Origin of the sequence: Dyella japonica, from assembly GCF_040545895.1 — a bacterium.
Classification (GTDB): Bacteria; Pseudomonadota; Gammaproteobacteria; order Xanthomonadales; family Rhodanobacteraceae; genus Dyella; species Dyella japonica_D.
On sequence record NZ_JBEPMU010000001.1, the window covers coordinates 1,240,983 to 1,263,496 of the forward strand.

Consider the following 22,514-nt stretch of genomic DNA (forward strand, 5'->3'; position numbering starts at 1 on the left):
AAAGTGTTCATTCGCGATGCACGGCGCAGATTCCGCGCGTAGGCTTCGAAAAAAAACATGGCCGGCACGGTATACGATGCGGGATCGACGCCACCCATGGATACCTCATGCGCCCAGCTGCTTCGCGGATCTGGCTTGCCGGCCTGGCATGTCTTGCATGGATGAACGTCGTTGGCGCCGTCAACGCGCCAGTCTTCGACACCCGCCCAGCGCAGGCCGTCATCGCACGCCTGCTGCCGCAACATGCCGCGCAGTTCGAACTGGTTGCGTTACCCGCAGCAGACGATCACGAACGCTTTCGCATCAGTGCCGCCAACCGGCACATCAAGGTGGAAGGCAGCACACCCAGCGCCTTGTTGTTCGGCGTGAACTGGTATCTGAAATACGTGGCGCACGTACAGATATCGCCCAACGGCGACCGCGTTGGAGCCAGTCCGTTTCCCTTGCCTGACCACGCTATCGAGGGACAAGCGCTCCACCCTCACCGCTATGCGCTGAACGAAAACGTCGACGGCTATACCGCGCCCTATTGGGATTGGCCGCGCTGGCAGCGGGAAATCGACGTGCTCGCCCTTTCCGGCATCAACGCCGTGCTGGTCGAACGCGGCATGGACAGCGTGCTGTACCAGACATTTCGCGATGTCGGCTATGCGGACGCCGAGATCCGCCAATGGATCACCCAGCCGGCGCACCAGAACTGGCAGTTGATGGGCAACCTGTGCTGCTTCAACGGGCCCATCAGCACGAACCTGATGGAACAACGCGCGGCATCGGCGAAGCAGATCGTGGCGCGACTGCGCGAGCTTGGCATCACGCCCGTGCTGCCGGGCTTCTACGGCATCGTGCCGGCCGACTTCCAGAAGAAATTCCCGAAGGCCCATGTCGTGCCTCAGGGCGAATGGGCGGGTTTTACGCGACCGGGCTGGCTCGATCCACGTGACCCTCTATTCGCGAAACTGGCCGCGTCGTTCTACAAACACCAGCGCGAGCTGGTCGGGGACAGCGTCATTTACGACATGGAGGTGTTCCAGGAAGGTGGCGATGCCGGCGACGTCCCCGTGCCCGAAGCCGCACGCGACGTGCAAGACGCACTGGAGGCGGCGCATCCAGGCGCGCAGTGGATGATGCTGGCCTGGCAAGGCAACCCGCGCCAGGATCTGCTCGACGGCGTTGATCGCCAGCACTTGCTGGTGATCGACATCGATCACGATCGCGTGCCGCGCGACAACCGACAGAAGGATTTCCAGAATGCCGCCTTCCTGTTCGGTGGCATCTGGGAATTCGGTGGCCGCACCACCCTCGGCGCCAACACCCGCAACATCACCGAGCGACTGCAACGGTTGGGACGAACCAACCGCAACATGGCCGGCACTGCGATCTTTACCGAGGGCATGGGTACCAATCCGTTCGCCTTCGATCTGTTTACGGAAATGGCCTGGCGCAAGGACCCAGTCCACACGACGCAGTGGGCGGCCCAATACGTGCAACGTCGCTACGGCGCAGCCGATGCGCATGCACTCGCCGCATGGAACGTACTGCTTGGCACAGCCTACGACATACGCATCGACCAGGTCGTGTTCAACAGCGAACGCGATGCGGCGCAAGAATCCCTCTTCAATGCGCAGCCCAGTCTTACCGCCAACCGCGCCTCGAACTGGTCACCCGAAGCCATGCGCTACAACGCGGCTGCGTTCAAGCAAGCGCTGCCCGAGATGTTGAAAGTGGCCACCAGTGTGCGCAGCAGCGAAACCTATCAATACGACCTGGTGGACATCGCCCGCCAAACCCTGGCCAACGAGAGTCGCCTGCTGCTGCCGCAGATCAAGGCGGCCTATGACGGCAAGGACCGCACGCGTTTCCATGCCCTCACGCAGCGCTGGCTGCAGCTGATGGATCTGCAGGACGAGCTGCTGTCGACCAGTCGTTTCTTCCTGGTGGGACGCTGGCTCGCGAACATCGATCCATGGGCCTCCACGCCGGAGGAACGCCTGCGCCTCGACTACGACGCCCGCTCCATCCTCACCACCTGGGGCGACCGCAAGGCCAGCGAGGGCGCCAGCCTGCACGACTACGGCAACAAGGATTGGGCCGGTTTGACGCGCGACTACTACCGTTTGCGGTGGGCCACTTATTTCAACGCGCTCGATGAGCAACTGCGCAGCGGCATCGCCGCCAAGCCCATCGACTGGTTCGCCATGGGCGATGCATGGAACCACGGCACGCAACGCTACCCTGACCAACCCGTCGGCGACGCCTATGACGTGGCGACAAGGATCGCCAAGGAACTCGGCTCTTCCGGCGACTGAAGCACGCCGCGCCATCGCGCGGCTTCCGTTCGCGGACATCGATGGCGACTGGCGGCAAGCGACCTCAGTGCATTTGATCCGCCGTCTGCATTGGCGCACGTGTTTCGGCGCGCGTAGGGTTCGCCGCAGACCGCATCATCAGGTAGAACGCAGTGACGTGCGTGATCATCAGCAGCGGCACATAGATGATCGGAATCGCATAAGCGGCTCCCAGTTCGCCGGCCATGGTGGGAAGACCGGCCCGAATGGCGTGAAAGTAATCGAGCAGCAAGTCGGCCATGCCCACGGCATTGAAGGCGACCACCAGGCTCCAGAAAACTGGCCGGATTCTCGCGGTGAAGAGCGCGAGCATGGCGAGTGCGCCGGTGGCCAGATCGGCATATGCCGCGAACGAAGCGAAACTGCCTGGAAGATGCAGCCCGACAACGCCAGGAACCGCAAAGACCAACCCGAAGAAGCGGAAGCTGTGCAAAGTGGCGATGGCACGATGGGCATCGATGCGTGGGATCGATCGCAACCACGGCCAGATGTACGCGCGAAAGCAAAGCAGCCAGGCCACGTAACCCAGGACGAGTTGCAGGGTGAAGATAGTTGACGGTGACATGGGAATCTCCTCCGGCAGATGGCCGCAGCCGTGCGCATCGCCGTAAGCGATGACGGTGAAGCCTCCTTGCGCCTCGATCGCGCGGTACCGATTGGTACCAGCGAAATCATGCTACGGTACCAACTGGTACCAATGCAAGAGGCGAATTGTGAAAGAGCAGTCAGACCCGGCTTCCGCCTCACTACCCGTGCGCGAGCGCATCCTGCACGCGGCCATGGACACCTTCATGGAGCTGGGCTACGCCGAAGCGAGCACGCTGAAGATCGCCACGCGGGCACAGGTTTCCAAGCGCGAGTTGTATGCGTTCTTCGGCACCAAGCAGGCGATGCTCGCAGCCTGCATCGCCGACCGGGCCCAGCGCATGCACCTGCCTGCCCCGCTGCCGCTGCCGCGCCATCGCGACGAGCTGGCGGCCCTGCTCGCCAAACTCGGCGCCACCGTCTTGCGCGAAGTCAGCCGACCCGGAGTTATCGCCGTCTTTCGACTCGCCATCGCGGAAGCTCAACGTGCACCCGAAGTAGCGGCGACGCTCGAAACCGCGCGACAGTCGGTACGCGATGCGGTCGCCCAACTGGTGGAACAGGCGCGATCGGATGGATTGATCGCTCGACGCGCGCCACGTGATTTGGACGTCCGTTTCCTCGCCCTGCTCTGGGACGACCTGATGCTGAGCCTGTTGCTTCGCCTGCGCGACGCGCCGAGCGATGCGGAAATCAACCGACGCGCGAAACGCGCCGCCGAAGACTTTCTTCAGCTCTACGCCCAACCGTAAGCTCGCACCCTGCAAACGCGCCACGGCGTTGCCCGGAAAAATCCACAGGAACAGCCGCCGCACGCCCGATGTGGTGCGCAGCATGAAGTGGTTGGAGACCCTTCCGGCCTCCTGCAACCGTGGCCAAGCGCCCAAAGGACGAAGCGTGATGAAGCGATGGATGATGGCAGCGTGTCTGCTGATGGCAGGTGCAAGTGCCTACGCAGACGCCCCGGTATGGCAGCCGACCGCCGGCCATACGCAGATACCCATCTGGCCTGGCGCGGCGCCTGATGTGCAGCCGGTGCCCGGGCCGGAGACCCTCACGAAGGGAGCCATCACCAATGTCACCGTCCCGACGATGACGGTGTATGAGCCCAAGGGGACGAATACGGGTGCCGCGGTCGTGGTGATTCCCGGAGGCGGTTTCCAGATACTGGCCATCGATCTCGAAGGCACCGAGGTTTGCGATTGGCTCACCTCCCGAGGCATCACCTGCGTCTTGCTGAAATATCGCGTGCCCAGCGTGCCTTATGTCTGGCAGTGCGATTGCCGTCCGCACAACCTGACCACATCGGTGCCATCGCTGGAAGACACGCAACGAACGTTGCGACTGGTGCGTTCCCGTGCCGCTGAATGGCACATCGATCCGCACAAGGTTGGCGTGCTCGGTTTTTCAGCGGGCGGCTATCTGGTGGCCGAAGCGAGTACGCGCTTCAGGAAGAATCTTTATGCACCGGTGGATGCGGTCGACAAGGAAAGCAGCCGTCCGGATTTTGCGGTGGCTATTTATCCGGGCCACCTCACGACCGACAACGATGCGTTGAACAAGAACGTCACCGTGTCGCATGACACGCCGCCCACCTTCCTGTTGCAGGCCGAGGACGATCATGTCGATGGCGTGAATCAGTCGCTGGTCTACTACACGGCGCTGAAAAACGCCGACGTGCCGGTGGAGATGCACCTGTACGCGCACGGCGGGCATGCGTTTGGGCTGCGAAAAACGCCGCTGCCGATTTCCGAGTGGCCCCATCTGGTCGACACATGGCTGCAGACCATTGGCATGGTGCCGAACTAAGCGATGCACGGTGGTGCGGGATGCAGGCCGATCCCGCGATTCATTCCCAGCGCTGCGCATTCCTGGGAAATCCCGGACGCTGAACCCGCACCACGCAGAAGCGTTGCCCCGTGGGCGCCTGCATCACCACCCAGCGTTCAAGGCGCTCCACCACATGAGCACCAAGTTTTTCCAGGCGCGCCACCTCGGCGGGAATGTCGTCGGTCTCGATGTCGAGGTGCACGCGGCTCTCATGCGTCACGCGCTGGATTTGAACGATGGGCTCGTCCGGCGGTGTCTCCAGCATGCGGTAATTCCCACGGGTGCCCGGATGATCGTTGTCCACCGGTCGCCCCAGGGCCTGGCCCCAGAAACGGGCAGCCTCGTCCACGTCGGTCGTATGGCAGTCGATGAGCAGTGCGCAGAGTCGGGAATAGTGCATCGCGTCCTCTTCCAAACCAGATCGCAGGAAGTAGCCACCTAGATGGCCGCCGTCGAGGCCTGCCGTGCGCCGGATATTCCAAACGGGGTATATCCAACCGTCGTTGATACATCGTTGCCCGCTCAGCTCGCACCGGCCCCGATCGAGCCGACTATATAAGCTCTAATGCTTTCAGTGGCATAGCGCACGAGCCTGATACGACAGCGGCCTTCGCCCGGGGTCAAATCGCTGCCCCGGCTGCGCAAGGGGTCACAAATTCCTAGCCGGCTTGTGTACACAAATGTCACGACACCGTGGACAATGTCGTGATCACCACTCCGGAAGGGGGAGCCGGAACCATGACTCATAGCGATGCCGCGGGCCGTCCCGTGGCCCAACTGCTTGTTGTCACTCGCAGCCTCGTGGAGCTGACCGACCGCGCCGTGTCCGACAGCGAGCTGTCGCACGCTGCCGCCGACGTGCTGGTGTTCGCGGCACGCCAGGCCGCGCGCCTGGTGGAAGACGTGGTGAGCCTTCGTTCGCGCGACCCCGATGGTGCATCCGCCTTCGTGCAGTGCTCCAGCAGCACCGACCTGGACCGCGCCTACAGCGATCTGGAATGCCTGGCCGAAGCGGCCGGCATGATTCGCGCGCACGGCATCGGCTCGCAATACCGCGCGCACCTGGCGTACCTGATGCGCTACGCCGCGGAATCCGCCTGCAGCGCGCTGGAACGCGCGGAGCATTCGATGAATCTGGCCGACATCACCAGCCTGACCAACGCCTGGGTGATGGACGCGCGCACGTAAGACGCGCGCCCACGCCTTCTTTGCATCACGTCGAACCTACTGCTTGCCGGAGGCTTCCGGCGGTGCAGCCTGCTGCAGCGGTCCCACGGTGACGTGACCGGACCAGCCGTCGAAGACATTGACGGCCGCGGTATCCACCATCTTCATCACCATCTGCACCGGCGGACAGCTGGTGGGATCGGCCGTGGGCCTGGACGGATCGTTCATGCCGGCCATGCAGTACTTGGCGCCTTGATTGGTCAAGCGATTGAGCATGGCCATGCCGTCGGCATAACGGCGTTCGGCGCGCGGCCCCGCCGTGGCATCGGCATACACCGGACGCAGCCTGGCCAACTCCTGTTCGGCAGCCTTGCGCTCCGCATCGGTGGCGTTCTTCCATGCCACATCACGCGCCTGCTGGAAATTGGAGTTCGCGCGCTCGGAAGCCAACGTCAACCACGCCAGCCCCAGTGGGCGATTCACCGGCTGGTGATCGCCATGGAGCGCCATCACGCCCAGCACGTATTGCGCAGGCTTGCTTGCCCAACTGGCAGCCGTCGTGAAGAAGCGCTGCGACGTCTCGTAGTGTCCCAGGCCGTAGTTCTGCGAACCGAGGCAGTAGAAATAATCGCCGGGAAGGAACTTCTCTTCGCCGGAAACGCAACGCGTATTGGCGAGGTCGGCGTCGGTGGGCGGCGTAGCGGAATCGGCGGCGCCTGTCTGCGCATTCACCTGCAGCGCCAAGCCCATCATCGCCAGCGCCAGTAGAACCGTCCAACTCTTGTTCTGCCGTCCCTGCATGGTCATGCCCTTTACGGTGGATACGCGGCGCCGATCGGCGGCTTATCCTAACGTCGTGGAGCACGCGTAGCGCAGCGCAAGGCGAAGCACGTTTTTGCGCCGCATGAAGTTGCAGGCAACGGCGCCTCGTCGCGTGATGTCAGATACGAGTTCCTAGGCACACATCCGCGCACCATCACGACGAGGCGCGCGGATTGTGTCCGTGGCAGGCAATGGCTTCCTTGCGTCCAATCGCAAATTCGCGTGCCGCGTCACACGGCATCGGCCTGGCGTGACGAAGCACTCACTGAAAGTGCCACCAGCACCACAGCAAGCGCCGCGTACGCACCGGCGAATTGCCACACCAGCTCGCGCGAGGCCGCGTCGAGTTGCCAAGGCAGATAGATGCCGCCGCTCAACTCCGCAGAGTGGATCACCCCGAACACGCTCAACCCGGCACCAACAAGCAGGATCAGCGCCGCGCGCAAGGCCTTGCCGTCGATCAAGGCCACCACAAAGCTGGCCCACACCATCGAGGTGATGATGAAGCCGTTGCCAAGCACCGTGATGATGGCGAGCTCCGAGAAACCATGGACGCGGTCCGCATACAGCGCGGCGAAATGATCGGGCGCCACGTAGGTGGGGTCGCTGAGCTTGATCGTCACCATGCGCGCAATGGCGGGAAAGAAGCTAAAGACCACCGCAGGTGCGTAGCGCATCGGCGTCGCCTCGAACGCCTGCACGGTGATGCCGATGGCCACGAACACCAGGATCGGCGCGAGCACCGAGAGCGGAATCAGCTCGACCAAGTTGGAGAGGTAACCGAACACGCCGCCCAGCCCGATGAACAGGCCCGTGAGCAAGGTGTAGCCAGTGCCTGCACCCATCGCCTTGTACGAAGGCTGCCCGATGTAGGGCGTGGTCTGCGCCACGCCGCCGCAAAAGCCCGCCACCAGCGTGGCCAGCGCCTCCACCAGCAGGATGTCGCGCGTGCGGTACTCATCGCCGGCAGCGCGCGCGCTTTCGGTGACGTTGATGCCGCCCACCACCATCAACAGGCCAAACGGCAGGATCAGCGGCAGATAGGGCACGGCTGCACCGAGGCCATCGATCCACTGCAACGTCGGCAGCGGCATCGCAAAACGCCACTGCCATGCCGCCGGCGGTTGATAGCCACCGCCGAGCCAGCCCAATGGGCCAAGCACGTAATAGAGCAAGGCACCCACCACGAACGCGACCAGCACGCCCGGCAAGTTCCACGGCATGCGTGCGCGCGCCACCAGCGCATAAAGCACCACGCCCAATCCCGCAAAACCCACCAGCGGCTGCTTGAGGATTTCCACCAGCGGCAGAAAACCCATCAGCACCAGCGCAATGCCGGCGATGGAACCCAGCAGGCCCGCGCGCGGCACGTGCCGCTGCACCATGCCGCCAAAGGACGACAGCACGAACTTCAGCACGCCCATGATCACCAGCGACGCCATGCCCAGCCGCCACGTGGCCAACCCGGCCGCCTGCGGATCCAGGCCCGCCTGCTTGAACTGCAGGAACGCAGGACCGAGCACCAGCAGCGCCATGCCGATGCTGGTGGGCGCATCCAGGCCCAGGGGCATGGCGGTGACGTCCGTGCGCCCCGTCTGTCGCGCCAGTCGCCGCGCCATCGCGGTATACGCCAGATTGCCCAGCAGCACGCCAAACGTCGTGCCGGGAAACATGCGCAGGAACACGATGTCAGCGGGAAAACCGAAGATGCCGATCAGCGCCGTGGCGAGAAACGCCATCACCGACAGGTTGTCCACCACCAGCCCAAGGAAACCATTGAGGTCGCCCGGCGAGATCCAGCGTTCGCGCACCGTCACACTCATTTCAGAACGACACCTCAGCAGGTTGGGTCACGCGCATGACCGACTGATCACCCGTGCGCTGTTTCCAGGCGGCGCGGATGGCTTCGATCTTGTCGCGGTTGGAAGGCGAATCCGGATAATCGATCACCAGCATCTTCGAACGCAGGCGCTCGGGCGTGCCCTGCCCCTTGCCCTGCCATTGACCGTAGACATCGAGCACGCTGAGGCCTTCAGGAAAACGCGGGGTCACTTCCGCATCCAGGAATTGCCGCCATGCCTGCTCGTTGACGCCACGCGAAGTGTCGTCCGCCGGCCCGAGCCCGAAATACAGCCGCGTCTCTACCCAGCCCGAGGCACGCGCCGGATGTGCCGCGTCGCCCGGAAGCACCGACGTCGGCGCACTGCCCGTGCTCGCGCAACCGGCCAGCAAGGCCAGCAACAGCGCAGCGGCGGGCACTCGTACATGGGGCATGCAGGCTTCCTTCGACATTTGGCCGTCCATATGCGCGGATGGCCGTGACCCCGGGAGTATGGACACCAAGTCTTGCGCGACGCAACAAACCATTTGCCGGCAGCGCCATGTTCTCGCCATCTGCGACAGGCCCGCGCGATGATAGGGGACATCTCCCGCCCGCTCGGCGAGAATGTGCCCATGAGCGAATCGCCCTTTTGCCTGACGTGAGCCACACCCTCGATCTGCCACTGGAAGGCCCGATCCAGCCGGGCCTGATGGTCATTCATGGCAATCGCATGGAAGACCTGCGCGACCTGCTGACCGCGTGGCTGGCCCGCGCGCCGCTGCGCCCCCTGGAAGACGAGCTGATGCTGGTGCAGAGCAACGGCATCGCGCAATGGCTGAAATGGGCGCTGGCGCGGCCGGCCGGCGAAGGCGGCCTGGGCATCAGCGCCGCCATCGACGTGCAGTTGCCCGGCCGTTTCCTGTGGGCGGCCTATCGCAGCGTGCTGGGTCGCGAGGCGGTGCCCACCACCTCGCCGTTCGACAAATCGCGCCTGAGTTGGCGCCTGTTGCGCCTGTTGCCGGCGCATCTGCACGAGGCCGATTTCGCGCCGCTGCGCGACTTTCTTCGCGACGACCCGGACGAGCGCAAGCGCTTCCAGTTGGCCGAGCGCGTGGCCGACCTGTTCGACCAGTACCAGGTCTATCGCGCGGACTGGCTGACCGACTGGGAACACGAGCGCTACGAACTTCGTGACGACCTGCGTGGCACGCACACCGCATTGCCCGCCGACCAGCGCTGGCAGGCGCGACTCTGGCAACTCCTGCTGCACGACGTGGGCGAGGAGTGCCACAACCATCGCGCCGCCGTGCACCAGGCGTTCCTCGATCGCATCGCCAGCCTCACCACACGGCCCGCGACATTGCCCCGCCGCATCGTGGTGTTCGGCATCTCCTCGTTGCCGCAGCAGACGCTGGAAGCGCTCACCGCACTATCGCGCTTCAGCCAGGTCATGCTGCTGGTGGCCAATCCTTGCCGGCACTACTGGGCCGACATCATCGAGGATCGCGAGCTGCTCAAGGCTAGCCAGCGTCGACATGGGCTGAAGCCAGGCCTGCCGGACGAACCTCGCTACGAAGACCTGCACCTGCATGCCAATCCCCTGCTGGCCGCCTGGGGACGACAAGGCCGCGACTACATTCGCCTGCTCGATGCCTTCGACAAACCCGAGGGCTATCGCAACCAGTTCGCCGCGTGGAACCGCAGCATCGACCTGTTCGCCGATACCGACGCCAGCACGCTGCTGCGACAGATGCAGCAGGCCATCCTCGATCTCGAACCGCTGCCTGCCGATCCATCACAACGCAAACCGTGGCGAGACAACGACGGCTCGCTGCGTTTCCACGTGGCACACAATCCGCAGCGCGAAGTGGAAGTGCTGCACGACCAGTTGCTGGCCATGTTCGAAAACGCCGCGCAACGAGGCGAGCCGCTCTCACCGCGCGACGTCATCGTGATGGTGCCGGATATCCAGACCTATGCACCGCACGTGCAGGCCGTGTTCGGTCGTTTGCCGCCGGACGACCCGCGCCACCTGCCCTTTTCCGTCGCGGACCAGCCCTCGCGTGGCGCCGTGCCACTGATGGTGGCGCTGGAACATCTGCTGTCGCTGCCCGAATCGCGCTTTGCCGTGAGCGATCTGCTGGACCTGCTCGACGTGCCCGCTTTGCGCGCACGCTTCGACATCGACGACAACGGCCTGCCCACGCTACGCCGCTGGATCGAAGGCGCAGGCATCCGCTGGGGACTCGACCGCGAGCAGAAGCAGAGCCTTGAACTGCCCGGCATCGAACAGAACACCTGGCGCTTCGGCTTGCGCCGCATGCTGCTCGGCTACGCCGTGGGCGATGGCGAGACCTGGCACGGCATCGCACCATATGGCGAAGTCGGCGGACTCGATGCCGCGTTGATCGGGCCACTCATCCTGCTGCTCGATCGGCTGGAACAATGGTGGACACGCATGCGCGAGCCTGCCACGCCGAACGCATGGCACGAACGTCTGCAGCAGCTCCTGATCGATTTCTTCGATGCGGACGATCCGTCGGACAGCGATCGCCTCACCCGCTTGAACGATGCGCTGGACGAATGGCAGCAGGCGTGCGCGGAAGCGGATTTCACCTCGCCGTTGCCGCTCAATATCGTGCGCGAACACTGGCTGACAGCGATGGACGAAAGCCGCCTGTCGCAACGCTTCATGGGCGGCGCGGTTAGTTTCGGCACGCTCATGCCGATGCGCGCCATCCCGTTCCGCGTGGTGTGCCTGCTTGGCATGAACGATGGCGACTATCCGCGCCGACAGGCGCCCGCCGATTTCGACCTCATGGCGCAGCCAGGCCACGCACGTCCCGGTGACCGCTCACGCCGCGAGGACGACCGCTACCTGTTCCTCGAAGCCCTGGCCTCGGCGCGCGACACGCTCTATGTCAGCTGGGTGGGCCGCAACGTGCGCGACAACAGCGTGCTGCCGCCTTCGGTGCTGGTGGGCCAGCTGCGCGACTATGTGGCGGCAGGCTGGCTACGCCAGGGTGACGATGCCAACGATATCCACGCTGGCGAACAATTGCTCGATGCCATGACCACGGTGCATCCGCTGCAGCCTTTCAGCCGTCGCTACTTCAGCGCGGATGCGGACGCCCGGCTGTTCACCTATGCGCGCGAATGGCGCCAGGCGCATCGCGGGCACGACGACGCGTCCGCCCATACGCCGCTGACACCCTGGCAACCCGATGCCGCCGCAAGCATCGGTCTATTGCAAAGTTTTCTTGCGCGCCCCGTTCGCCATTTCTTCAATCACCGCCTGAAGGTGCACTTCGGCGAACTGGACGAAGAAACCATGGACGACGAGCCGTTCGGCCTCAATGCACTCGAGCGGCATATCGCCACCACGGGCGTGCTGCGCGCGGCGGTGGCCGCTGCGGATGCACGAGCCGCCGTCGACGTCGCCACGCGACAACTCGCCGATCAGGGCGCCCTGCCACCGGGAGGCTTCGGTGAACTGGCACGCGATGCGCTCGCTCGCGAAGGCGGCGATCTCGCTGCGCGCTGGCTGGCCGCCTGCGCACGCTGGCCGCTGGCCGCGGAAAAGACGGAAGTGCTGCACGAAGCGCACGGCGTGCGACTCGAAGACTGGCTCACCGATCTGCGACAGGGTGACGACACGCCCTTGGTGCGGCTTGAACTCGCCACCGGCAAGTTGAAGCAGAAAAGCGATATCCGCTACGACAAGGCGACCAGCGCGTGGGTTATCCACGTGGTGGCGCATGCCCTGGGCCTGCGCATGCAGACGCGCATCATCGGCGTGGACACCACGTTGGTATTGCATCCCTTGAGTACCGAAGACGCCACCATGTGCCTCAACGCCCTGCTCTCCTCTTTGTGTGAAGGCATGCGCATGCCGTTGCCGATCGCCCGCAAGACGGCGTTCGCCTGGCTGCAGCACATCGACGATCCCGAAAAGGCGCGCAAGCAGTCGCAGCTTGCCTATGAAGGCAGTGGCTTTGGCGGCATGGGCGAGGTGCAGGAAGACGCCTATCTCGCTCGCGCGTGGCCGCGTTTCGAAGCGCTGGAAGCCGGCGGTTTTCATCACTGGCTGGCGCTTTACCAGCCGATGATCGCGGCGATCTCCGATGGAGCGGAAGCATGAGCACGACCGCACCGCTCCAGCCCTTGCAGCTCCCGCTGCATGGCATCCAATTGATCGAAGCCAGCGCCGGCACCGGCAAGACCTGGACCATCGCCGCGCTTTACCTGCGCCTGGTACTCGGCCATGGCACGCCAGGCGGCAAGACGTTGCTGCCTTCGCAGATACTCGTGCTCACCTTCACCAAGGCGGCCACGGCCGAGTTGCGCGAACGCATTCGCGAGCGACTGAGCGAAGCCGCCGATGCCTTTCGCGGCCGTCGTGCGCCGGACGATTTCCTGCGCGACCTGATCGCCCTCTATCCCGACGACGATACCCGCGCACGTGCGGCGCGGCAGCTCGATCTGGCCGCGCAATGGATGGATGAATCGGCGATCCACACGATCCACGCGTGGTGCCAGCGCATGCTGAGCCAGCACGCGTTCGACAGCGGACATCCATTCGTGCAGGACACGGATACGGATGAAAGCGCGCTGCTTGCGGACATCGTGCGCGACTACTGGCGCTGCCATTTCTTCCCGCTGGACCGGGAAGGAGCAGCCCTGGTGTCACGCTGGTGGAAAGCGCCCGCCGACCTGCAGGCCGACCTGCGCCCGCTGCTGCGCCAACCGCCCGAGAGCCTGCGACTGGACGGCAAGCCGCTGCCCGATCCCTCGCGCGTGCTGGATCAGTTCCGGCATCACGTGAATAACGTCACCGCCGCCGAAACGCAGGCACGGCAGCGCTGGCGCGAGGATGTCGACGCCATCGAAGCCATGTTCGTCCGCGCACTCGATGCCGGTGCACTGAATGGCAACAAGATGCGCCGCGAGAAGGTGATCGATGAACTCGCCGTGCTTCGCGCATGGGCGAACGATGGCGCGGATGCATCGGCTACCTTGCCCCGCTACACGCAGTCAGCACTGGCCGCCGCCAGGAACAAGAACGCCGACGCGTTGCAGCACGCGGCCTTCAGTGCAGTCGAAGCCTGCGTGGAAGCGCAAGGCCTGGTCGCGCCGTGGCGCGCGCCCGTGCTGGCGCACGCCACGGGCTGGGTGGCGGCCAAACTGGAGGAAACCAAGCAGCGCCGCTCACAACTCGGCTTCGACGACATGCTCAAGCGTCTCGACGGTGCCTTGCATGGCCATACCGGCAAGCGTCTCGCCGATACCATCGCCGCGCAATATCCGATGGCGCTGATCGATGAGTTCCAGGACACCGATCCCTTGCAGTGGCGCATCTTCCATCGCGTGTACGCGCGTCGCGATGCAACCGGCCTGTTGTTGATCGGCGATCCCAAGCAGGCGATCTACGGTTTTCGCGGCGCGGACATCCATACCTATCTGCGCGCGCGCACCAGCGCCCAGCAGCCGATGTGGACGCTCGGCACCAACTACCGTTCCACTCAACCGCTGGTGGCGTCGGTCAACCGCGTATTCGAGTTTGCGGACACGCACGCGGATGGCGCCTTTGCCTTCGGCCGCGGCCGCGATGCCCTGCCCTTTTTCCCAGTGGATGCGCGCGGCCGCAGCGATCAGCTCGTGCTGGACGATCAACCGCTGCCATCCATGCAATTGGCCGTGCAGCCGAGCGACGACGCCATCAGCAGCTCGGCCTATACCGATCTGATGGCACGCCATGCGGCGAGCTACCTGGTGGAACTGCTTGCGGCCGCGCAGGAAGGGCGCTGCGGTTTTCGCGGCGCGGATGGCGCACTGCGCCCGCTGCGCCCCGGCGATATCGCCATTCTCGTTCGCCGTGGTTCCGAGGCGGCCAAGGTACGCGAGGAGATGCAACGCCGCGGGCTCAAGAGCGTCTATCTCTCCGACCGCGATTCCGTGTATGCCTCGCCGGAAGCCACCGACTTGCTGCGCTGGTTGCGCGCGTGCGCGGAGCCCGGCTCCGACCGTGCCATGCGTGCCGCGCTCGCGACGCCAACGCTGGGACAAAGCGACGAGGAACTCGACCGCCTGAACCTGGACGAGCATCACTGGGAAGCCTGCGGCGACCGCTTCCGCCAGTTGCATCTCACCTGGCAGCGGCATGGCGTCCTCGCGATGCTGCACGACCTGCTGCATGCCTTCGACCTGCCGTCGCGCCTGCTCGTCCATGCCGATGGCGAGCGTGCGCTGACCAATCTGCTGCATCTGGCGGAACTGCTGCAGCACGCGGCCGCCACGCTGGATGGCGAACACGCGCTGATCCGTTATCTCGCCTCGCAAATTGCCACCGCGCATGATCCGCAGGCCGATACTGCCGACGAGCAGATCGTGCGCCTTGAAAGCGAAGCAGCACTGATCAAGGTGGTGACCATCCATAAATCGAAAGGTCTTGAATATCCGCTGGTGCTGCTCCCTTTCATCTGTTCGGCGCGCGAGCTGAAAGCGGACGACAGCTTTACCTGGCACGACGAGGACGGCGAATTGCGCATGGACCTTCGCGCCAGTGAAGCCGCGCTCGCACAGGCCGATCGAGAACGTCTGCAGGAAGACCTGCGCCTTCTGTATGTCGCGCTCACGCGTGCCCAATATGCCTGCTGGATGGGCGTGGCCTGTACGCGCTCCGGCACGGGCAAGGCCTCGACGCTGCACAAATCCGCATTCGGCTATGTGTTGTCGGGAGGTGCAAGGATCGAGCCTGCCGATCTCATGCCGCGCCTCCAGGCATTGCGTGACGGCGAGTCCAACATGGTGATCCGCCCGCTTGCCTCGCCCAGCGTGCATCCCTTGCCTTCCACGCAGGACGACGTTGCGCCGCTGTGGGAAGCGCGCGTCTATCAAGGGCCTGCCGCCGAGCGCTGGCGCGTATCCAGTTACAGCGGCCTGAAATATGCCGAAGCCGAAGAGACACGCGTGCCCGCGCCGGAAACAGCCACGCAGGACACGCTGATCGAAGCCAGCGTCGAGCAACCCGAGCCGTCCGATTCGCCGACCTCCATCGCACATGGCATCCATGCATTCCATGCCGGCGCGGAAGCGGGCACCTTCCTGCATGACCTGCTGGAATGGGCCGCGGATGAAGGCTTCGCCACAGCGGCGGATAACACGCAGGCCTTGGAGAAGGAGATTGCGCGCCGCTGCCAGCGTCGCGGCTGGCAAGCCCATATCCCTATGCTCACAGCATGGATCGCGGATTTTCTGCGCACGCCGCTGGCGCTGCCCGATGGCAGCAGCGCGACACTATCGCAGATGACCAGCCACTACGCCGAACTGGAATTCTGGTTCGAGGCGCAACACGTCGACACGCTGGCGCTGGATCGCCTCGTCACGGCGCATACCCTGCAAGCGCGCCCTCGCGTGGCGCTGCTCGCCGAACGCATCCATGGTCTGCTCAAGGGCTTCATCGACCTGGTGGTGGAACGGCAGGGTCGCTATTACGTGATTGACTACAAGTCCAACAAGCTGGGCAGCGATGCGAGTGCGTACACTGCCGACGCGATGCGCGATTCGATCCTGCGCGAGCGCTACGACCTGCAGTACGCGCTGTATACGCTGGCCCTGCATCGACAGCTGCGCGCGCGGCTGCCCGGCTACGATTACGAGCGACACATGGGTGGCGTGGCCTATCTGTATTTGCGTGGCGTGGATGGCGTCGGCCACGGCGTCCATGTCGAGCGGTTGCCCAAGGCATTGATCGACGCGATGGATCGCCTGTTCGCCACCGGGGAGCACGCCCGTGTCGCATGACCTCCCCCTCGTGTCCGCGGAACTGGCCATCGAACGCGGGTGGCTGCGACCGTTGGACGTGGCCTTTGCACGATTCCTCGAAGCGCAGGAACCCACGGCGTCGCCCGCACTTCCCTTGCTCGGCGCGCTGGTGAGTCGGCAGCAGGCGGATGGCCATTTGTGTCTGGACCTGTCCGCATGGGAAGCGTTGGCCGACGATGCCGGCTGGCCTGCAAGCTGGCGCAGCATGCTCGCCGATGCGTCGGCCACTTCGTCGTCGCTGCTGTCGTCGGCCTTGATGGCATCGTCGGACGAAGGATCTTCGTCGGCCTCGCCGCTGGTGCTGGACGGCAGCCGCATCTATCTGCGCCGCTACTGGAATCATGAGCAACGCGTGGCCCAGGCGATCGAACAGCGGCTGGCACGCGCGAGCGATGTCTCGCCGCTGCTTTCGACGCAACTGTCGCGCCTGTTCCCCTCCACGTCATCCACCGAAGATCCCGACTGGCAACGCGTCGCCTGCGCGCTCGCCGCGCGTGGTGCCTTCACGGTGATCACGGGCGGCCCAGGCACAGGCAAGACCACCACGGTGGTGCGCCTGCTTGGCCTGCTGCAGACCCTGCATCGCAAGGAAACGGCGCGGTCGCTGCGCATTCGCCTGGCGGCGCCCACCGGCAAGGCGGCAGCGCGACTGCAGTCGTCCATCAGCACGCAGATTGCCCAGCTCGATGTGGATAATGACGTGCGCGCCAGCATTCCCAGCCAGGTGGATACGCTGCACCGATTGCTTGGTGCGCGGCCGGACACGCGGCGCTTTCGCCACGACAGCAGCCATCCGCTGCATCTGGATGTGCTGGTGATCGACGAGGCGTCGATGATCGATCTGGAGATGATGTCCGCCGTATTGGCGGCGCTGCCGGACGATGCGCGACTGATCCTGCTCGGCGACAAGGACCAGCTGTCGTCGGTGGAAGCCGGCGCCGTGCTCGGCGACCTGTGTCGACGCGCCGAGGCCGGTCACTACAGCGAGGCAACAGCGCAATGGCTGCGCGAGACCACGGGCGACCGCATCGACGCGTGGGTGCGCGGCGACGCCCGGCCACTCGACCAGCACGTCGCGATGCTGCGCCACAGTCATCGTTTTGGGGCGGACAGCGGCATCGGCACGCTGGCGCAACGCGTGAACGAAGGTCACGCAGCCCAGGTGCATGCATTGCTCTCGGAGCAGCATGCCGACATCGCGTGGAGTGACGCGGCGGCGGATGCGCGCTCGCTAAGCCACCTGGTGCTGGACGGCGGTGCTTCGCGATTCCTGCCCCACGCCGGCGACCTGCAGCCGCAGGGTTATCGTCATTACCTCCAATGGCTGCAGCGCGAACGCCCGTCGCCACGCGCCGATGCACACGCATGGGACGACTGGGCTCGCGGCGTCCTGCGCGCGTTTGGAAGTTTCCAGTTGCTGTGCGCGTTGCGGCACGGACCGTTCGGGGCGGAGGGCCTCAATCGCCAGATCGCTGGCATTCTTCACCAGGCCCAGCTTATCGACACCACGCACGAGTGGTACGAAGGCCGCCCTGTACTGGTCACGCGCAACGACTACAGCCTCGGACTCATGAATGGCGATGTGGGCATCGTGCTGCGCGTACCCGATGAGCAAGGCGCACTGCACCTGCGTGTTGCCTTCGAAGTGGCTGGCGGCGCCGAGGACAGTGCCACGCGCATCCGCTTCGTCTTGCCATCACGACTCGGCGAACGGGAAACTGTTTACGCCATGACGGTGCACAAGTCGCAGGGCTCGGAGTTCGATCACGCGGCGCTGGTACTGCCGACCGACGCGAGCGCCGTATTGACCCGTGAGCTTCTCTACACCGGCATTACGCGTGCACGTCGCTGGTTCAGCCTATTGGCGCCGACTGCCATCGTGCGCCAGTCGGTGGAGCAGCCCGTGCACCGCCATTCCGGGTTGCACCAGCGCTGGTCATCCGGCGACGCGGACGTCTCATGAAAGCGGCCGCGAATGGCGGCCGCTTTCAAACCCATCACTACCAACAGCCGCTGGTCGTCGGCCCGCGCGTGCCGCGCTGGTTGAGCGTCAACGTGCCGCATAGCGTGTCGCGCGACGCCTGCACCGTGGTCGGCGTCGCGGTGACGGTGAACGACGTTGACGTGGTCGCAGGCGTCAGGGTGTAGTTGCGGGACACCTGCGTTTGGCAGTCCAGATGCGGATCGGCATTGGCCACGCCAGCCTGCGTCTGGTCGTAACGCAGGTTGCTGGTGTAGTACCGCTCCATGTAGTTGGCGTATTCGGCCATGCACGCCTGCGCGGCCACGCGGTGCGTACGACCGACATGGCGCGTGTAGTTAGGCCATGCGATGGCCGCGAGGATGGCGATGATGGCCACCACCACCATCACCTCGATGAGGGAGAAGCCACGATGGAAATGGCGGTTCGGCATGGCGTTGACGCGGGTCGTTTGCATGATCGGCATGCCTCAGGGGTTGATCAGTTCGCGCCAGGACACGCGGGTGAATGAGCCCTGGGTTCCCGCGGTATTGATGCTGCTGTTGGATCCGTTGTCGAAGCTCACCAGCATCACGCCACCCACGAAGATCGGGTTGTTGGGCAGCGAACTGAAACCGATGCCGCTGTTGGTGTAGGTCTTGCCGCCCGACTTGAGCGCATCGTCATCGTTGATCGCGCCGTTGCCGTTGAGATCGAAGAAGCTCGTCGTGGCTGCGGTACCAGTGAACGGGTTCACCGCCATGATCCAGCCGCGGCCGGACGGGTTGCATGCATCCACCGCCTGCGGAATGCGCGTGGTACCCAGCAGGACGCTGCCCTGGAAGATATTGGGCGTGACGATGCGTTCGCCTTCGACACCGTTGAGCGGCGAGATCAGGTCCATGTACCAACCCGATTTGGTGTCGATATCGCTGACCGCCGGCGTGGCGGTAATGGCGCGTCCGGGCGACACGGCGGGGGTGTCCTTGGTGGCGGCGGCGCCGGCCGTCTCCACTAGGATTTCGCGCTTCACCAGCGCACTGCGGCCGTTGGAGAGATTGCTCACCACGGTGTCGCTGCTGGGCGACTGCGCGATGATGCCGTACCACGTTTGCGTGGCCCGGCTATCGAGGTCCGACGAGGTGAGGTACTTGCCGGTGCCGAAGAAGAGCCACAAGTTGCCCGTGGTCGGATCGCGCCCCATCAGCATGCCCGCCGTGATCGGCTGCGCGTTGCTGTCCTTGTCCACCGCCTTGAACACCAACGATCCGGTGCTGCTGGGCTTGGGATCGGTGCCATCGTTGAGCACGAACTTCCATACCTGACCTTTCGCGTCGCCGGCATAAGCCAGGGTGCTGATGCCATTGGTGGGCTCGCCGATCCACACCGCTGGCGCGGCAAGACCATTGCCCGTACCAGTGTCGCTGACCGCGTGCACCGTCAACGTGCCATCGGTGACGCCGAACTGCAGCAGCGCGGCCGTATTGTTGGCGCTGTTGTAGCCGTTGCCGATCAACACCGACCACGTGCCGTTGGCGGTTTGCGCAATCACCGGCTTGCCCGTCATCTGGCCGATATAGTCGCTGTTGGCCAAGCCATCGGCGGCGGAGCGTTCCCACAGCAATTTGAAGGTGGCCGGATCAGTGACATCGAGCGCGTATACCGCCTTGGCCTTGCCTCGCCCGGTTGTACCTACGGCCACGGTATGCCAGCTTTCCGAACCGCTGGGACCAAAATACACATCCGCTACGGTCAGTTCGCCATCGTTGAAGTACTGGTGAGGAAGGCTTGTTCCACCGTAGTTGGTGTTGGCGAGGCTCTTGAGATTGCTGGTGATGACGGATGAAGGCAGGTACGCATAGACCTCCTTGCCGTCGGCGGCATTGAAGGCATGCAGCATGCCGTCGTTGGCAGCCACCAGGATGCGACCGGTACGACCGCTCTTGCTCGTTGCATAGCTGGCGAAGCTCGTGGAGCCCTTGAACGTCTTGCCCACGAACTGGTTCGCGGTCGGCTCGCCCACGTAGACCGGCTGCGAGTTCACGATGTCGCCCAACGCCGTGTCGCGGCTGCGCAACGTGCCACCCTTCTGGGTCGACTCCTTGGAATTGTCGCCCAGCAGGTAATCGATCACCGTCTGCTGTTCCGCCGCGGTCGAACCCAGCGCATTCTGCTGCGCGGTGGAAAGCAGGTTCAGGTTGGCCGAGTTGAACTGGAACACCGTGGGATTGGTGCCGGTGGCGGCCACGTTATACGTGTACACCTTGCGGCTGCCGAAGGCCGGCAGCACCTTGGACGCCACCCAGTCCGACGCGGTGGCAATGGCGCCGGTATTCGCATCGATGGACAACGCCTTGAGATCGCCCGTCCACTTCGCCGTGACATAGGTCGCCTGGTACGCCTTGGTGCCGGTCTTCAATTGGGTGGAATTGGCGGCCAGGCTGGCGCCGGTGCCCACGCGCTCTTCCGCGCGCTTGAGGGCGTCCTTCAGGCCGTCGGTGAAGGCCTGCGGCGTGGTCGCGGAATAGAAGCCACCGCGGCCGTTGACGGCAGCGTGCGCAAGGTCGGCAATGTTGTTCTGGCTGTCTGCCGCCGGCTTGGGCCAGCTGAAATTGGCGATGGCCGGACCGTTGCGCGACCAACTGAAGATATCGTCGACAGTTGCCGTGGAAGGCGTGATGCCCGTTGGGACGAAACCAAGACCCAGCGTGAAGGTGGTCATGTGTTGCCAGAACGCGGGGTCCACGTCCTTGTTCACCGGCACTTCGTTGGGTGTATCGGGACGAAGATCGTTGACCCAGTAGTACTGCGCCACGTCCGCCAGCGTCAGCGAGTTGGTATCACTGAAAGGCGCCGCCGGCGTATAGGTATACGTCTTCTGGTTGGGGCCGGTATTGGTCACCTTGGTGTTGTCGGCGTTGCCGATGGCCGTGGCCGGATTGTTGCCGTTCCAGAAACCGTCGGTAGTGAGGATGGTGTATGACTGCCGGCAGGCCAGTTCCGAATGGGAAGCCGCCGTGTCGTAGTCGGGATCGGATTTCATCGCCGACCACGGATCGTCCGTCTTGTAGTACTGGCCCACGAAGTCCAGTGCCTGCTGCAGCGGCGTGCCGCCATTGGGCACCTCGCCTTCCAGCCAGGACCAGAACTTCGCCCTCTGGGTGTCAGTGGAGCCATCGCCAAACGGTTTGACCTTCGCCAGGCCCGAGGAGTAACTGACCTGCTTGTTGTTGCTGGTGATCGAGGTGGTGAACGGGAAATAGCCGTCGCCCAGGCCCGACACGTTGCCGCCGTCGATGGAGCCAAAACCCACGCGATACGTAGGGTCGATGTTGCTGAACGAATTCATCAGGCCGGTCTTGGCCATGAGGATGCGCGTGCGGTAGTACGAGAACCACGTGGCCACGTTGATGCGCGTTGCCGAGCTGTCGTCGCACACTGCTTTTTCAGAAGCCACCGACAATTTGGCGCAATCGCCATTCTTGCCGACATAGCGCTGCGCATTGGCGCCGCTCACCGTCACGCTATAGGTGAAGTAGTTCTTCTTGTTCGTCGAGCACACGTGATTGGTGTTCGCGTTGCCGTCGCCCGAAAGGCAGTTCCAGGACGACGGATCCCTTGTTTGCCTGCCGGACGCGCAAGTGCTTCCGTTCCAGGTGTAGCCGTTCGGGCAAGTGGGCGTGGCGGGATACGTCGTGGTCTCGGTCGTCGTGCGCTTCGTGAAATAGTCCTTGTTGCCGGTGAAGCTGGTTACATCCACCGTGGACGTATCGAGAAAGCCGTCCTTATAGGCGGAGACGATGTCGGACGGCGTGTTGTAGCTGCTCTTGCCATCGGCCTTGGGCGGCGCCTTGTAGGTCGTATTGGGGTTGTAGTACGTCCCATTGATGCTCGAATTGCGAAAGCCGTCGGTGCTGGTGTCGCTCAGCGTGTCAGGCATGTAGTCATTGGCCATGGAGCCCGAGTCATCGAACATCAGCACGATGTTAGGCGGCAGCGTGCGCTGGATGATCAGCGGCTGCTGGTCGACGACCACGTCGGCCATGGACGGCGTGGAGATCACGCCCAACGCCAGCACCGTCAAACTGGCCGACACCAGTCGGCTCACGAAACGACCCGCACGCGTGCGCAGACGGAAGTGGTTGTTCATAGCGATTCG

The 22,514-nt window shown here is 64.2% G+C and carries 14 protein-coding genes; 7 read left to right on the forward strand and 7 right to left on the reverse strand.

Annotated elements, in window-relative coordinates:
* The first annotated feature begins 107 nt into the window (after positions 1-107).
* Positions 108-2,306: an alpha-N-acetylglucosaminidase gene (locus tag ABIC75_RS05480; protein WP_354012833.1), complete on the forward strand. Its 2,199-nt coding sequence runs from the start codon at positions 108-110 to the stop codon at positions 2,304-2,306.
* A gap of 64 nt (positions 2,307-2,370) precedes the next feature.
* Here ABIC75_RS05480 and ABIC75_RS05485 read toward each other — a convergent pair whose 3' ends face one another.
* Complete coding sequence (locus tag ABIC75_RS05485; RefSeq protein WP_354012834.1) at positions 2,371-2,910, reverse strand: hypothetical protein; 540 nt, start codon at positions 2,908-2,910, stop codon at positions 2,371-2,373.
* Between the two features lie 148 nt (positions 2,911-3,058).
* On the opposite strand from ABIC75_RS05485, the gene ABIC75_RS05490 reads away from it, so the two are divergent.
* Both ABIC75_RS05490 and ABIC75_RS05495 read left to right on the forward strand, forming a co-directional pair.
* On the forward strand, positions 3,059-3,682 hold the full coding sequence (locus tag ABIC75_RS05490; protein ID WP_354012835.1) for a TetR/AcrR family transcriptional regulator: 624 nt from the start codon (positions 3,059-3,061) through the stop codon (positions 3,680-3,682).
* Positions 3,683-3,830: 148 nt separating this feature from the next.
* Positions 3,831-4,739, forward strand: a complete 909-nt coding sequence (locus tag ABIC75_RS05495) for an alpha/beta hydrolase (protein ID WP_354012836.1) — start codon at positions 3,831-3,833, stop codon at positions 4,737-4,739.
* 40 nt (positions 4,740-4,779) lie between these two features.
* On the opposite strand, the gene ABIC75_RS05500 is transcribed toward ABIC75_RS05495, so the two are convergent.
* The gene (locus tag ABIC75_RS05500) at positions 4,780-5,160 is read right to left on the reverse strand and encodes a VOC family protein (RefSeq protein ID WP_354012837.1); all 381 of its coding nucleotides are present in this window, start codon (positions 5,158-5,160) and stop codon (positions 4,780-4,782) included.
* 338 nt (positions 5,161-5,498) lie between these two features.
* Between ABIC75_RS05500 and ABIC75_RS05505 the strand changes: the two genes are divergently transcribed.
* Entirely contained in the window at positions 5,499-5,948 is a 450-nt protein-coding gene (locus ABIC75_RS05505) for a hypothetical protein (RefSeq protein ID WP_354012838.1), read from the forward strand.
* Positions 5,949-5,984: 36 nt separating this feature from the next.
* On the opposite strand, the gene ABIC75_RS05510 is transcribed toward ABIC75_RS05505, so the two are convergent.
* From ABIC75_RS05510 to ABIC75_RS05520, 3 genes are all read right to left on the reverse strand, one after another.
* Positions 5,985-6,734 (reverse strand): hypothetical protein, encoded by a 750-nt coding sequence (locus tag ABIC75_RS05510; protein WP_354012839.1) that lies wholly within the window; start codon positions 6,732-6,734, stop codon positions 5,985-5,987.
* A 245-nt stretch (positions 6,735-6,979) separates the two neighbouring features.
* On the reverse strand, positions 6,980-8,572 hold the full coding sequence (locus ABIC75_RS05515) for a hypothetical protein (RefSeq protein ID WP_354012840.1): 1,593 nt from the start codon (positions 8,570-8,572) through the stop codon (positions 6,980-6,982).
* Position 8,573: 1 nt separating this feature from the next.
* Positions 8,574-9,023: a DUF3574 domain-containing protein gene (locus ABIC75_RS05520; RefSeq protein WP_354012841.1), complete on the reverse strand. Its 450-nt coding sequence runs from the start codon at positions 9,021-9,023 to the stop codon at positions 8,574-8,576.
* A gap of 206 nt (positions 9,024-9,229) precedes the next feature.
* On the opposite strand from ABIC75_RS05520, the gene recC reads away from it, so the two are divergent.
* The 3 genes from recC to recD are packed head-to-tail and all read left to right on the forward strand — an operon-like array spanning position 9,230 to position 18,358.
* Positions 9,230-12,712, forward strand: coding sequence for an exodeoxyribonuclease V subunit gamma (gene recC / locus ABIC75_RS05525; RefSeq protein WP_354013073.1), 3,483 nt, complete (start codon positions 9,230-9,232; stop codon positions 12,710-12,712).
* Positions 12,709-16,374, forward strand: coding sequence for an exodeoxyribonuclease V subunit beta (gene recB, locus ABIC75_RS05530; RefSeq protein ID WP_354012842.1), 3,666 nt, complete (start codon positions 12,709-12,711; stop codon positions 16,372-16,374). The genes recC and recB overlap by 4 nt, the downstream gene beginning before the upstream one ends.
* Positions 16,364-18,358, forward strand: coding sequence for an exodeoxyribonuclease V subunit alpha (gene recD / locus ABIC75_RS05535; RefSeq protein WP_354012843.1), 1,995 nt, complete (start codon positions 16,364-16,366; stop codon positions 18,356-18,358). Before recB ends, recD begins: the two co-directional genes overlap by 11 nt.
* 37 nt (positions 18,359-18,395) lie before the next feature.
* On the opposite strand, the gene ABIC75_RS05540 is transcribed toward recD, so the two are convergent.
* Together ABIC75_RS05540 and ABIC75_RS05545 are read right to left on the reverse strand one after the other, a co-directional pair.
* Positions 18,396-18,833: a type IV pilin protein gene (locus ABIC75_RS05540; protein ID WP_354012844.1), complete on the reverse strand. Its 438-nt coding sequence runs from the start codon at positions 18,831-18,833 to the stop codon at positions 18,396-18,398.
* Positions 18,834-18,845: 12 nt separating this feature from the next.
* Positions 18,846-22,505: a pilus assembly protein gene (locus ABIC75_RS05545; protein WP_354012845.1), complete on the reverse strand. Its 3,660-nt coding sequence runs from the start codon at positions 22,503-22,505 to the stop codon at positions 18,846-18,848.
* Positions 22,506-22,514 lie beyond the last annotated feature (9 nt).